The organism is Nocardia sp. NPDC002869 (assembly GCF_046764065.1).
In the GTDB taxonomy this organism is placed as follows: Bacteria; Actinomycetota; Actinomycetes; order Mycobacteriales; family Mycobacteriaceae; genus Nocardia; species Nocardia rhamnosiphila.
In genome coordinates this window covers 1-13,745 of record NZ_JBKOOL010000010.1, presented here as the reverse complement: position 1 = coordinate 13,745, position 13,745 = coordinate 1, and the positions used below count along the sequence as shown (strand labels likewise).

Genomic DNA, 13,745 nt, shown 5'->3' with positions numbered 1-13,745 from the left:
AAGCTCCTGGTCGATGCATACGTCGTTTGTCTACACCGGCATCGAACCAGTGCTCGGTCGACTCGGAGGGGTGCACTGTTCGCGCGACTGGTGATAGGGGCTGACAAGCACGCCCGCCGACTCGTCCTCGGGCAGTATCAGCGGCGGCATCAGGCGCCGGAAGCGAGCCGGTACCCGCAACAGATACCCAAGGCGCGCGTGTTCCCCATCTCCGCAGTGCCCCGCCGTGGGCACAGCGGAGATGGGACCCGATAGTATCGGTACCGGCGAACCGGGATCGCTAGATCGTGTACGAATCCACGATGACCAGGCGTTTTTCGGTTGCCCATGTTTTGTGTGTCCTGCCGAGGGCACGGACCTGCGACCGCCACGCTACTTCCACCGCGCCCGACCCCGGCGTGAACACAGATAACCACCGCAGCACCGGTCACCGCAGACAGAAGTAGCCGACAGAACAAACACCAAGATCTACAACCACCGTGCGCCACAGCAAGCCAGCGCTTGATCCTCTCGATCAACATCGTCTACCGTTCGATGTGATCGAACACACTGAATCGGTAAATCTGCCGCACTGAGTGATTCAAGTCCTACCCTGCGCCCAAAATCCTGACTCATCCGCCAACATCCGCACCCCCAGCCCCGAAAAGTGGGCTCCCACCGGCACCCTGCACCATGGCGGCCAGCTTGGCCGGCCCGGTGACGATGGCCGAGAACGAGAAGTGGGCATGATAAGCAGTCGATGTTTGGTGCGGCCCCACGGGGCTACGTGATCCTCGATCAGGGTTGGGATCTACGCGGCGGTGTTGTCAGACGGGAGGTTGTCGAAGTTGTTGCGCAACAGTTTTTCTCGACAGACGTCTCGCACCGCCGTAGCCTGGAGTCACAGGCCGCACGGCACCTACTCAAACCTTCACACCCACTCGGCGTTCATACCCATACAGATACTTCAGCCGGTCCAGGCTCTTTGAACTGAATTCAGCCGAACCCATTTTTTCTCGGATAGAGCGGCCCTCCGTAGCCTTCCCGCGTCTGCCGGAGGGCTCATCGTCTATTCGACAGGGGTGTCCGAGTGGGTTTCTCCGACCAGCTCACCGTCGCGCTCGATCTCTCGTGTGGGCAGTACGTCTGCGCGCCGACAGATCCCGCCGACCCGCACGTACACGACTTCAGGCGCAAAAGCCTCGCCGGTGACAGGTCGCTGGTATGCGCCGCCTGTTTCACCGAGTTCGGCAACGAAGTGCCCGTGGTGGTCCGCGCCCGCGTGGGCGGGCAGCGCCGACCGCACTTCGCCCATCCACCCGGGTTCGCGCCCGTCGGCGGCCGGCATCATCCTGAGACGCTGTGGCATCTGACCGGCAAGGCAGTGCTGGCCGAGTGGGCTCTCCGTCAGCCGGGTGTGGTCGAAGCCGATACCGAGGTGTGGTTGCCCCGGCGGGAACGCCGCGCCGATGTCCGCGTCGTATTCGCCGACCGCCGGGAAGTAGCTCTCGAAGTCCAAGGGGGGCCGCTGACTGATGCGGAGTGGAGCCAAAGGCATCACGACTACCGACGTAACGGAGTCGTCGATGTCTGGTTCTGGCATCCCACCAGCCGTCCGCACTGGATCGTGGTCAGCGATCCCGACTGCCGTCAACACCTGTGGACATTGGATCCCGCCCAGCAGTCCGCTTCCGTGATGATCGGGGCACCGCACCGAACCCTATGGCCAGAACCGCCGAGCGAGGATAATGCCACACACCAGGTGCCGCACCTGCCGCCGTGCGTCTACGACGAGTTGCTCGCGCATCCGTGCCGACTCGACGATCTCACCTTGACACCGCGCGGCCTCGCGATCCCCACCCAGCTGCACCAGTCATTGACCGACGCGCTACACCACGAACGCGAACTCCTGAGAACACGTCGACAGCATCGCCTCAACCAGCACGATCACCCCACTCCCGCGACCGACCCGGTGCACATTGATCCCTCCCGGACCGCCAGTCCTGTCCCGACTGTGGTCGGCACTACCGGACCCCCATCCATCGCCGACCCCGAGGCGCTCGCTCACCTGCGCTGGGTCCGGCTCCAGAACACGTTCGTGAAAAACGGCCATCTCCCGGCATACACCGACGCCCCTCAATTCCGGCGAACCCGGAATATTCGGCAACCGCTCACCTGCGTCAACTGCAGCCACACGCTCTCGCCAGACACCGCTCCTGGAGAAATCCCGAGCTGCCCCCCGGCGCCTCATAGCGGCAACTATCAGCCATCAGCAACCAGGCGACCTGCCGCTCCTCTACACGATCCAGCAACACCATCGAACAGTTCGCGAGCCGCGTCAGCGATCACAGGCGATCGGGCTCATATTCATCGGGTCAACCGGCAGAAAGGTCCGGACACCGACCAGCTGCTCCTGTTCTGACATGCGCTCATGGCGCCGTACGAGCGTAGGCAGCGTATGCATCGAACTCAGCACAGACGCCCACCTCCGACGCACCCTGTACCCGGCAACGGCCCGACGGCGATATGAAGAACGCCGGGGGTGGACGACCTCGACAACTCTTACAAGCTCCGGCGCAGGGCATCGATCGGGTGGGAGAGTTGACTACGTCGTCGAGCTTTGACCTGCGGTATCAAGCCACGCAACCATTGGTCGCTCGACAACGGCATTGCACCGAACCGGAGTGGCTCGTCGCCATAACGGGGGATCCAGTTGCCAGGGACAGCGGTACTGGCCTTCGCCTCTTTGATAGCTCGTCTCATAGTCAGCGGCACTGTGCGCGGTAGATGTTCGGGCATATTCAGCAGAAGTGGTGCCCGCACCGAACCGTCGGTCGCCGTCTTCGGAGTCCAGGTGCGACCGATGACTTGGCAATAGTCGCAAATTTCGAACATGACCCACTGGACTGATCGCCACTCGGGTCCGCCGGACAACCATATGAGTTTTTCGCCAGGCAGTAATCGGTCCTTGCCATTGATGAATGCGTTTTTGATCTTGCCCGCATGGTCGAGATGCGGTATTGGGTCGTCCAGGTTATGAGGACTGTCGTCGGTCATTCCTACGACGTGTTCCGGGTGACTTGCTCCCATCAGCTCCAACCGGTCCCCGTCGGAGTGCGCCTCCCAAACGTCGAGAATGTCCAGTTTGTTTTCAAGGAGCGCGTGGCCGTCGGGATAATACATAACGATCAGCAGTTGGCCGGCACGCATGGCGAGCGTAAGTCTGTCTCCGCACCAGATGTCGTGCACACGTTCAGCGGCCCAACGATCGATGCCTGCCGATCGCACCGCTGCCGCTTGAATACCGGCAATAGCCTCCGTGACCGAGACTCGGAAGTACTCTCGGTTGGGTGCTACCCGGTGGTTCCTGAGGATCTCGTGAGCTGCCGCTTCTACATTCTTCGGGTGGGAGGTCATCATCCCGTACTCGACGTCGAATGGAAGGGCCACGCCTGTTGACTGGAGCTCACCTGCGCGGTTGGCTATCAAGCGTTCGGTCATGCCGATCTTGACGAGGCCAGGCATCGTTGGATTACTCAGGGCGTATACGAAACCTGTTGAGTGGTTGAACAATTGCCCCCGATCATTTGATGGTGTATTTGGGAGGAGGTTACAGATGGCCACCGACATGTGCCCGGCCAGCTCAACTGCACGGTGGCGTTGTCCTCCTGCAGCCGGCGGGCGATGATGCGGCGTGGCGCCCGGTTCGGTTCGCGGTTCGGGTCCAGGTAGCGACGCAGGATTCAGCCCCGAGCTGGGCCACATGGCGGCCACGGTGCGCACTGAGACAGCGGTGCTGTCAGCCGCCGCTTCCAGCGCGATCCTGCGTGCCCACCACTTCCTGGTCCTGCGTAGATGCTCGATTCGGGTGGACCGACGGCTACACGTTATCGATACCGCCGTTGTCGACGTCGTCGGCCAGTAGCGCAACAAGATGAAAGAACAGCTTCTCACCGACTTCTGGCGCGAGATCGTGATGTCCGGTTGCCGCTGCGGCGAGGACCGCCAGAGCAGCAGCTCGTGGCGTCAGCAGCTCGGTCAACCGGTCATGAAGAACATCGTCGTTGCCGCACACTTCCCTGTAAACAGGACCATCGCGCCGGGCTTGAAGAACTCCGACGGCATCGGCATTGGTGTGTAGGACTGCCAGGTCAGTGACGCGAGCCACAGAGGCCTCAATGCTGCAACGAGTTCGCCGTAGGCCGGATCGAATTCCCGGCCGGCCGTGGTGAGCCCCGGGGGAAGCTCACTCCGAGGTGATCACCATGGGACCCACTACGAAAACACCTGCCCAGTCCTGAGCGGCAGGGGCTTTCGTGTGTCCGGAGCAGGGTGAACCGGACGGGTACGATCCTCGTCGGCCACCACCCGCGAACGCAACGACCATTGGTCGGCGGGTTGCCTCTGGACCAGGGGCGTGGATCCGGCAGGAAACCGATGCCCGGTGCTTACCGTGTCGCTCCCGGCGGGTTGTGGTTTTCGTCGCACGACCGGTTCGAGCTCGGCGATGCATGCATCGGTCCAAGGGAGGCGGCGGCCATGGTGGCTGAACGGTCAGCTCACCGCGTCCTGGCGCCCAGCGCCTGTTTATAGGGCGTCTGACGTGGGTGTAATTCGTTGTCAGGCATGATGTGACCCGTGGTCGCTGACCCACGACCTCGTGCCTCCGCCGGTGGCGGCTCTGCGAGGCGCCGGACCGGCCTATGAGTTGGTAGTGGATGCATTCTTGTCGATCTGCTGCATGCTGCAACTAGAGTCCAACCCTGATGGGTGGAGGGAAGCGGGCAGTTTGAGATCAACGAAACGTGCTGGTCGGCAACCTCGTTCGTACTTGGTGGATACTCACCCTGACATCGCAGCTCAGTACCATCCGCGATACAACACGATCGAGCTTAAGACCTTGGGCACCGGATCTAGCACTAAGGTTTGGTGGTACCACCGGGCCGGGGACGGGCGGATGCACGAATGGCCAGCCACCCCAGCACATCGAACTGCTGGCCGCGGCTGCGCGGTATGCGCAGGCAAGCGAGTCCAACCCGGGATCAACGACCTCGCAACCAGCCGTCTCGATATAGCCAAGGATTGGCATCCCACTCGAAATGATCTGACGCCAGAAATGGTATCCCCAGGCTCGGACAAAAAGGTATGGTGGCTCTGCCCTCAGGGCCACGAATATGAGAATTCCATCTCGAAACGAACGATAAGCGGGAGGGGTTGCGCTATATGTGCTGGGCAGACGGTACTGAAGGGCCATAATGATCTCGCGACACTGGACCCCGTCCTCGCTGCCGACTGGCATCCTGATCTCAATGGCGAACTCACGGCGACCGACGTGACCGCCGGCACTGGACGCCTCATCTGGTGGCTCGGCAAGTGCGGACATCCGTACACCGCCACCGTCGATCAGCGTCGCCGTGGAAACGGATGCGCGGTCTGCGCTGGTCACCAAGTGCTACCAGGGGTGAACGACCTTTCCACGACTCATCCGGCGATCGCCGCAGAGTGGCATCCGAAGCTCAACATACCGGTCGCTTTCGACCGGGTCACCGCTGGATCCGAGTTGAAGGTATCTTGGCTGGGTTTATGTGGCCACACGTTCCAAGCCACAATCAACAGCCGTGCACTCGGAGGGACCGGTTGCGGCGTATGCCATGGAAGTCAAGTAGTCAGGGGCATCAATGATTTGGAAAGCCGTGCACCAGCAGTGGCGGCCCAGTGGCATCCAAAGCTGAACGCGATAGAACCCTCAGGCGTCTACTACGCGACGCAGACACAAGCTTGGTGGCAGTGCGATTTGGGACACGAATGGCGTGCAGTAGTTCGAACACGAGCGGTCCATCCACGAACCGGATGTCCAAAGTGTTCGGCCTCCGGACCGGAAAAGGAACTCTTCGCTGCCCTCAAGGAAATCTTCGATGAGGTAGAACACGACGCGCGCATACCTGTTCGATGGGGAGCGTTCAATAGCTCACGAGTCGATATCCGCGTGTGCTCCAATGGCCTCGACGTCCTGATCGAGTACGACGGTGCATACTGGCATCGAAACAAGATTGATAAAGACACCGCGAAGACACGGTCCTTGATCCAAGCCGGATACCACATTGTGCGAGTGAGAGAAGGCGATCTACCGGACCTAGCACTGGATAGTCCACGTCTGCTGCAGGTTCGCCGACAGTCATCGACCGCACTTTCTGAAACAGCAGCCTCGATCGCGGTGTGGATAGGTAGTCAAATCATGGCGCCGGGCGGGCGTAGGCAGCCTATGTATCGCACCCAGCACTGACGCCCAGCACCACCGACGCACTCCGATCCGCGGTGGAGCCGGGCCGGAGTGCGGGCGAGGGTATTGCAGCGGCGTCGCCACCCAATACTCTCGCCGTCATCCAGGTAGCCGCCGCCCACACGGAGACACCGTCTAGCGGGTCGTCTCGTTCAGATCGAGTTCGTGCGGACTCCGTAACGATCCGCAGATGTGTTTCGCTCTGGTCAGGGCTACATAGAGCACACAGTGTTCTGGCTCAAGTTCGCGTAGACCTTGAGCGAGCATGCCCTCCTGCTCGTGATTCAGCGCAAGCCCGATGCGGTTCCACTCGCGCCCCTTCGCTTGGTGGACGGTCAGTCCGGGGATGAGGTCCCGACGCTTCAGCCGGGCACGGAGAAGGTCGAGTTCACCTTCTCTGGTGGTCTCATCATTTGCCCTGCGGGGCCGCTTCCTTCCGGATTCCTCGGTTCGGACCCGAAGTCTTTCGAGAACCTCGCCTGCCGGTAGGTCTGCGACCAGCTCCTCCAGAGCTGGACGGAGGATCGCGTCGCGGAAATCCTCTAGGCCATCGTCGGCCATACCAAGGCGGATCAAGGCGTTGTTCCGACCGTACGCGGGCAACCCGATCCCTGATCCAGTCGCGATATCGAGCAGCAGGCAGAGGACCGCGTCGATTTCGCTGGTGAATCCTGATCGGAATGCCAGCGGCAAGATGTTGTCGCCGACTTTCCACAACTCGGCCCAGCGGCGTGCCAATGCGATGTCGACCGCGTCGCTCGTAATCGGCGGCAGGTCGACTGGTTTGCCGGCCCGGAGCCGGTCGGTGAGCTCCCGCATCTGCTCGGACTCGAAGCGGAACGACTTTGGCTGGTGGAAACTCGTGAACTCGTATTTGTCCAGAAGCTTGCTCTTGACCTTCGCAGGGGTGGCGCCGCGCCAGTCGTATAGCGCCTGCCAGGGGTCGCCGACGACGGTTATCCCGATCCCCAGCAGAGCTGCTCGGGAGGCTACGTGGAGGTCGAGTTCGTCAGCGTCGTAGATCTCGTCGACAACTATGTGGCGATAGTTCTTTACCATCCAGTCATCGATAGCGTCCTGGATCCCGTTCAAATCCAACGCGGCATGCAGAATATGTCTTACGTCGTCATGGCTGACGCAGCCATCCTCCAGGACTTTCCGATGATCACCCGCCTTGCCGAATCCGTAGGTCGGCCTTTTCGCGCGGATGCTGTTGCTGCAAACGGTCCCATCGAGTTTGCAGCTCGCGATCCGCAGCCAGCCTTTGACGGCGATCCACTGGTATCCAGGTTTGCTAGAGTAGTCGTCGATGACGTCGACCTCATGATGACCGCTCGACCACTTCAGGAGCCCGAGGCGGAGCAGGTGCTTCATCGTCCGGACGTGGAAGTCGTCGAAGGTGGTAACTAGGTTTGGGAACGCGAGCGCCGGGCGTCCCCATCGGGCAGCGATCCGGCTTCGGAGTTCCCCGACCGCCGTCCTATTGAAGCTGAGCCCAATTATTCCGCGCCGGCCGTCCGGGTTCTTGTAGTGCAGATAGCCGAACCGCTCCGCTGCCACGGTCGTCTTTCCGGACCCCGGCGCGGACAGAATGTTGACGAGTGGATCGTCCGCGGCGGCCGCCAGTACCTGCGTGTCCTTAAGCTTAATACCCATCAGAACAGCAGGTCGTTCTCGATCTGCTCGGCACCCACAGCGGCGAACTCGGTCCGCCCGACGCCCTCAGCGGGCGCAACGGCGCCCGACGCAAGGCCGGTCCCGGCGACCTCTGTAGCGGATACGGTCGCGGGCAAAGCGTGGTCGTTCCAGAGCCAGTCGAACAGCTCGATCAGTTGCGCCGGTACAACCGTGGTGTCCAGGTTATCCTCGACTTGGCCGGCCAGCTCGAACGCGAACTCCCCCTTGGCGCGCTTGTTGTTCTCCTTGCGGAAGAAGTCGTCGACGTTCGTGGCTGTCGGCACCTCACCAAGCTCCTTGTTGCACAATTTCAGTGCCTGCTCGATGAGGGTCTCATTGCCCGTGACGAGCGTCGGCTCAAGCGTCGGCGCAGACCAGAACACGCGGACATGAGCAGAACCTGCGAAGTGAGCATGCCACGGTGGCGGCTTAGGACCGGGCATCGGGTCACCACGCTGATCGGTGTCACACAGCAGAGCGACTTGCCGGGTCAACTCGTGCCCCGGTTCTGCCAACAGGTGAACCGGCCACGCGCCGACTCGGTGGCCGACGTATACGACCGCCAACGCGTCGATGAACGCGCGCTTGCCGTTGTCTCCCGTGGCCCACGCCCGCCCGAACGACCGCAACAATGCTGCCTCCGTGACGCCCTCGACCAGCACCACCCGCTCAGCGAACAGCGCACCCGACCGGCTCGCGTCCAGATGTAACTCCGTCATCCGGCGAACCTTGCGACCCATCACGGGATCCCAGGGGATGTTCGCAATCATCCGCGTGAGGACCTTGCCGGTAGCGTCACGGCGGACGATAACTAAATCGTCCGGCTTGCACGCTGAAACCATTTCCCCGGCATGCGTCGAGATAATGACCTGAAGATCCGGACGCTCGACCGTGCTCGCCCGCAGGTACCGGATGAGCCCGTGCTGCAGCTGGGGATGCAGGTGCGCCTCGGGCTCCTCGATGAGGACAGTTGCATGGAACAGATCCGGCCAGAACGAGTCCTGCTGCTCCTCGGCCAGCTCATCGGCCTCCGCGATGCGTTTCCGCGCCGCGTCGGCTGCCTCCTCTTCGGTCAGTTTCCGATCCTGCACACCCCGCTGCCTCGGCTGTTCCTCGCCGACTTCGGCGTCCTGGTCGCCTGCTGAAGTGCCTGGAGCAGGCAGCGGCGGACCGGCCGGCGGCTTCGACGGGTCCGGGATGCCAGCGAGTGTGACCGCGATGTGAAGCAGATTCACGTACCCGAGACTCGCGCCCTCGAGACGGCGAGCCTGGTCCGCATTCGCCGTCGTCGCCAGCAACAACTCAAGAACCCGACCCAGATACGCATCGTCGACGCGCTGCGTACCAAGGAACGCAAAGTGCTCCTGGACGCCGCTCGTCACGTCCTTCAAGTTCTCCGCGATGCGCCCCTGCACATCCAGCAGCAGCTGCTGGGTCGTCAATTTCTTCAACAGACGCTCTGCCTGCGCACGTACCTGAGCGAGTGACCCGCCTGCGGGGTTGCGCTTCTGCTCGGCGCGCATCAGCTCCAGCAACACCCTGGTCTCGCGCCGCGACAGCTGATCGACCGGGTTTCTCAACGCAGGCAGGTACACGAGCCGAACCTGCTCATGCCCGTCGACCGTAGAGTCGACGCCTGCCGCCCGCACCCGGCCCAACGACCGCTCAAGCGTCCGCCGCCACAAAGGCGCGCCCAACCCCATTGCCTGCCGCGCCGCACCCAGCGCACCCTCATGAGCCGGGTCGGTCTCCATCGCGTACTCCACGTCGATGCTCCGAGGCGCCGGACCAAGCACCGACGCATCCGGCTGCTGCAGCTGTGGGAACCGCTCAACATGCGCCCAATAGATCGCGTCGTTGATCGTGGTCTTCCCGACCCCGTTCGACCCGACTAACAGGCTGAACCGACCAGGGAACTCTACGAACACCGGTGAGGCCGCCGCCGCCCGGAAACCCTCCACGCGGAACTTACGCAGATGCACGACGACCCCTCGCAACGCCAACTCGCACCAATATCGACGAGCCGCCCCGACACAGCCCCTGCAGCAGGCTACCTCAAATCACGGACTGAAAAAGGCGCTTCAGCCGGGCCACGGCGTTGCCCGGCTGAAGCGCTGCGAAACATCGGATTGGTAGCGCAGACCGCGCGGGCCGCCGCAATCCTTCAGATCGGATACTTACCTGCGAGGACCAGGTGCTTTCCAGTTGTCCATGTTTTTGTCCTGCCGAGGGCACGAACCTGTGACCGCCACGCTACTTCCACCGCGCCCGACCCCGGCTTGAACACAGATAGCCACCGCAGCACCGGTCACCGCAGACTGAAGTAGTCGACAGAACAGACACCAGGATCTACAACCACCGTGCGCCACAGCAGACCAGCGCTTGATCCTCTCGATCAACATCGTCTACCGTTCGATGTGATCGAACACACTGAATCGGTAAATCTGCCGCACTGAGGGATTCAAGTCCCCCCTCGCGCACAGATGCACATCAGATTTGCCGCATTTGCGTGCCGTGTGTTCGCGCGAACTCGAACACCCGGGGGTGACCTGAAAAATGCCATCCACCTGCAAGGACTTCTGACAGATCTGCCAGGATCGACAATCCCCAACCCTGCTGGGCAGTGCACGGGGCACGATCGGTCTGCGATGATCCCCCGCTGATTCCCCCGCAGGCGCCACTGGAACAGCTGATTCGCGGCCCACTGCCGAAGGCGCCGGGACCGGCCCCGATCCCCCGCGACGATGTCCTGTACGGCACATCAACGGTCGGCGAGGCCGGCAGACTCCTGGACCGATACGTGATGACCGCACTCGACTGGCGTCGGGAGTGGCGTACTGGGGCCGCAGGTGCTGTCGATCATCCAGACGGGACTTCCCACCGCACAGCGCACGGGTGCGATGAGCTGGTACGGGGCGGTCATGGGGACCGCGTCGCCACTCGGCCCCCTGGTCGGCGGGTTGCTGCTCGCCGCTGATGTCGCGGGACTCGGGTGGCGGCGGATCTTCCTGGTCTACCGATCGGGCTGGCCGCGCCGGCTGGTTCCCGGCGGCTACCGGCGCATACGGCGCCACTGAACGCCCCGTTCCCATCCTGAGCGCGAGTCTGATCATGACAGGCACCGCACTGCTGATCTACCCGCTCTCGGTGGGCCGGGAGTCGGGTTGGCCGTCGTGGACCGGCATATGCCTGGCCGTTGCAGTCACGGTGTCGACGGGGTTCGTTGTCGGCCAGTGGCGAGGGAATCGTCCGTTGCTGGATCCGGAACTGTTGCGGGCGAAAGTGGTTCGCCGTGGTTTTCGTTTTCAACGCTGCGGTGCCGTTGTTCACGTTGCCGCTGATGCACTGGCCCGCCGGACGGCGACGTGGTGCTCACCGGCGGCGTCGAGTGCTTCCGAAGCCCGCAGGCGGGTTCCAGGCCGGCGACATCGAGGCCGCCTCGCCTGGCGATCGGTGAACCCGAGGATGCCACTGGCGTGGGCTGTCTCTCCGACACACAGGCGGGCGCCGGCGGCCGATACCTCACCCCTGATGGCCCGCCACCTGGACGGTGCGACACGGGCCCGGTGAATCCCGGTCGACGCCCATCCCGGGCCATCGGCGCCGCACCCCTGCGCCCGGCACGGCGGCAGTCGAAATATCACGGGGCGGGAGCTGTTCCGAGATCGAAGCGGATACCGGCGCGCAGCATATCCGTAGCCGATACTGCCACGCTTCTTCGATCCGACGCACGGGTCGGTCATGCTGGGTGGGACCGATCTGCGGAACATCGACAGCGATGCGCTGTACCGGAACGTCGCCTTCGTCTTCCAGGATGTTCGCCTGCTACGCGCGTCGGTCGCCGACAATATCGCGCTGGCGGTACCCCGCGCCGACCGCGCCGAGGTCGTGCGCGCCGCCCGGCTGGCGAACATCCACGATCGCATTCTCGAACTGCCTCACGGCTACGAAACCGTGCTCGGCACGCAGACCCGGCTCTCCGGCGGTGAGGCCCAGCGCATCGCACTCGCCCGCGCACTACTCTCCGAGATATCGGTGCTGGCCAGTCGCGGCGTCCTGGAGGCCATGAGCGTTATCGCACATCTGCTGGCGCCGTTCCTCTTCGTCGCGGTGACCCCCTTGACGATCGTCTTCGTCCTGCTGTCATACAACTGGCCGCTGGGCGTGGCCGCGCTCCTCGCCGCGCCGATCGTGGCGGCGATCAGCGGCTGGACGGCCCACGCAACCGCCGCCGCCGATGCGGAGAGCTCCGAACGCGACGTCGCAGCCGCCGAACGGGTCATCGAGTATCTCCAGGCACAGCCGGTACTGCGGACGGGCGGCCGAACCACTGAGCGCCTCGCGCTACTCGACGACTCGCTCCACGAACTGCAGCGCGCATCGCGGCGGTCGATGGTGTCCGCACTACCCGGCGTCATCGGCCTCGCCCTCACGGTGCAGGCGATGTTCACAGCCCTACTCGTCCTGGGCACCTATTTCGCCGTCGGCGGCGAAATCGGAGCGGCAGAGCTCTTGGCGATCCTGGTATTGGCCGCCCGCTGCGCCGATCCGCTGCTGTCACTGTCGGATATCGGCGCTAAGCTCCGTGGCGCGCGCGCCGTGCTGGCCAGGCTCGATACGCTGCTGCACACCGAACCGCTGCCGGAGGCTGCCGATCCCGTCCGGCCACACCGCCATGACCTGGAGTTCGAGTCCGTCTGCTTCCGACACGGATACCGGCAGGTGTTCGACAACGTGTCCCTGGCAGTGCCCCCAGGGCAGCGGCTGGCCGTCGTCGGCCCGTCAGGCGCGGGAAAGAGCACCATGCTGCAACTACTCGCCCGGTTCTACGACGTGGACTCCGGCGCGGTACGAATCGGCGGTGTGGACGTGCGCGCGATGGGCTCCGAGGAGTTGATGGCCCAGACAGTTACTCAATGGCTGGCAGTGGTTGGGATATCGCCCAGAACGCGGCATAGCGGCCGCCGTGGCTTACCAGGCGGCGCAACCCCACATGCCAATCAGCTCCCCGGCACTCCGTGGCGCGCGACGATCGTCTGCGCCGCCTCGTCGATCACCCGGCGCGTCTCGTCCTCGCCGAGTGGCCGGCCGCCGTGGACGAGCCGCGGCCAGAAGACGACGGTGGAGATCATGCCGAGGAACTGCGCCGCCGTCGTGTCCGGATCGTCGACCCGCGCTGTTCCGGCCGCGGCCTCCGCCCGCAGGTAGCGCCCCAGCGCGGCCAAGACGGGCAGCGTGCCGAAGTCGAACGTCCGCTCGCGGAGTTCCGGGAACCGGTGGGACTCGGCGATCAGCGTCCGGATGAGGTCCTCCATCCGGGGGCGGGACAGCAGTTCCCCGTAGACCGTCCCCAGTGCGACCAGGCCCGCGCGGAAGTCCCCGGTCGGCGGGTCGACGAGTTCGCTCGCGGGCAGGTCGCCGGCGGCGAGGACCGTCGCCTCGAAGAGCTCCGCCTTCGTCGGGAACTGTTTGAACAGGGTGGCCTTGGAGACGCCGGCGTTCCTGGCGACCTGCGCCAGCGAGGTCCGGTCGTAGCCGGATTCGAGGAACAGGCCGGTGGCGGCGTCGAGGATCGCCGCGCGGTTCGTCGCGGCGACCTGCCGGTGATACGCGGAGGGTTCCTGGGACATGAAGCCCAGTATGGCAGGAAGGTGAGCCGGTTGACTCACCTTCCGGCGGTCGGTATGTTCGGCTAGTGGTGAGTCGATCGACTCACCACTAGCCCCAAGTCAACCCCGGGGTTCGGGCTAGCCCACGGCTGAAATCCCGACACCTACGAGAACCACGGGTATTACGGCTTCTTCTTGGA

At 63.5% G+C, this 13,745-nt stretch carries 8 protein-coding genes and 2 pseudogenes; 5 read left to right on the top strand and 5 right to left on the bottom strand.

Annotated features, from left to right (window positions below):
* Window positions 1–1,069: 1,069 nt before the first annotated feature.
* A complete protein-coding gene (locus ACLML9_RS03060) occupies window positions 1,070–2,401 on the top strand; it encodes a competence protein CoiA (protein ID WP_411944015.1) in 1,332 nt (443 codons plus the stop codon).
* A 140-nt stretch (window positions 2,402–2,541) separates the two neighbouring features.
* Here ACLML9_RS03060 and ACLML9_RS03055 read toward each other — a convergent pair whose 3' ends face one another.
* Both ACLML9_RS03055 and ACLML9_RS03050 read right to left on the bottom strand, forming a co-directional pair.
* Window positions 2,542–3,609 (bottom strand): GIY-YIG nuclease family protein, encoded by a 1,068-nt coding sequence (locus ACLML9_RS03055; RefSeq protein ID WP_411944014.1) that lies wholly within the window; start codon window positions 3,607–3,609, stop codon window positions 2,542–2,544.
* A 44-nt stretch (window positions 3,610–3,653) separates the two neighbouring features.
* Window positions 3,654–3,846 (bottom strand): annotated as a pseudogene (locus ACLML9_RS03050) (IS481 family transposase); the annotation flags it as partial.
* Window positions 3,847–3,913: 67 nt separating this feature from the next.
* On the opposite strand from ACLML9_RS03050, the gene ACLML9_RS03045 reads away from it, so the two are divergent.
* Together ACLML9_RS03045 and ACLML9_RS03040 are read left to right on the top strand one after the other, a co-directional pair.
* Complete coding sequence (locus ACLML9_RS03045) at window positions 3,914–4,120, top strand: hypothetical protein (protein WP_411944013.1); 207 nt, start codon at window positions 3,914–3,916, stop codon at window positions 4,118–4,120.
* A gap of 600 nt (window positions 4,121–4,720) precedes the next feature.
* Window positions 4,721–6,262 (top strand): zinc-ribbon domain-containing protein, encoded by a 1,542-nt coding sequence (locus tag ACLML9_RS03040; protein WP_411944054.1) that lies wholly within the window; start codon window positions 4,721–4,723, stop codon window positions 6,260–6,262.
* 132 nt (window positions 6,263–6,394) lie between these two features.
* Here the strand turns inward: ACLML9_RS03040 and ACLML9_RS03035 are convergent, their stop codons facing one another.
* Together ACLML9_RS03035 and ACLML9_RS03030 are read right to left on the bottom strand one after the other, a co-directional pair.
* Window positions 6,395–7,915 (bottom strand): UvrD-helicase domain-containing protein, encoded by a 1,521-nt coding sequence (locus ACLML9_RS03035; RefSeq protein WP_411944012.1) that lies wholly within the window; start codon window positions 7,913–7,915, stop codon window positions 6,395–6,397.
* On the bottom strand, window positions 7,915–9,918 hold the full coding sequence (locus tag ACLML9_RS03030) for an ATP-dependent nuclease (RefSeq protein WP_411944011.1): 2,004 nt from the start codon (window positions 9,916–9,918) through the stop codon (window positions 7,915–7,917). Before ACLML9_RS03030 ends, ACLML9_RS03035 begins: the two co-directional genes overlap by 1 nt.
* Before the next feature lie 867 nt (window positions 9,919–10,785).
* On the opposite strand from ACLML9_RS03030, the gene ACLML9_RS03025 reads away from it, so the two are divergent.
* Together ACLML9_RS03025 and ACLML9_RS03020 are read left to right on the top strand one after the other, a co-directional pair.
* Complete coding sequence (locus ACLML9_RS03025) at window positions 10,786–11,013, top strand: hypothetical protein (RefSeq protein ID WP_411944010.1); 228 nt, start codon at window positions 10,786–10,788, stop codon at window positions 11,011–11,013.
* Window positions 11,014–11,638: 625 nt separating this feature from the next.
* Window positions 11,639–12,829 (top strand): annotated as a pseudogene (locus tag ACLML9_RS03020) (ATP-binding cassette domain-containing protein); the annotation flags it as partial.
* A 107-nt stretch (window positions 12,830–12,936) separates the two neighbouring features.
* On the opposite strand, the gene ACLML9_RS03015 reads toward ACLML9_RS03020, so the two are convergent.
* Window positions 12,937–13,566 (bottom strand): TetR/AcrR family transcriptional regulator, encoded by a 630-nt coding sequence (locus ACLML9_RS03015; RefSeq protein WP_411944009.1) that lies wholly within the window; start codon window positions 13,564–13,566, stop codon window positions 12,937–12,939.
* Window positions 13,567–13,745: the final 179 nt, after the last annotated feature.

Coding starts and splice junctions, on each gene's coding strand:
- ACLML9_RS03015 (WP_411944009.1), bottom strand. CDS start 13,566: ATGTCCCAGGAACCCTCCGCGTATCACCGGCAGGTCGCCGCGACGAAC.
- ACLML9_RS03055 (WP_411944014.1), bottom strand. CDS start 3,609: ATGTCGGTGGCCATCTGTAACCTCCTCCCAAATACACCATCAAATGAT.
- ACLML9_RS03035 (WP_411944012.1), bottom strand. CDS start 7,915: ATGGGTATTAAGCTTAAGGACACGCAGGTACTGGCGGCCGCCGCGGAC.
- ACLML9_RS03045 (WP_411944013.1), top strand. CDS start 3,914: ATGAAAGAACAGCTTCTCACCGACTTCTGGCGCGAGATCGTGATGTCC.
- ACLML9_RS03040 (WP_411944054.1), top strand. CDS start 4,721: ATGCTGCAACTAGAGTCCAACCCTGATGGGTGGAGGGAAGCGGGCAGT.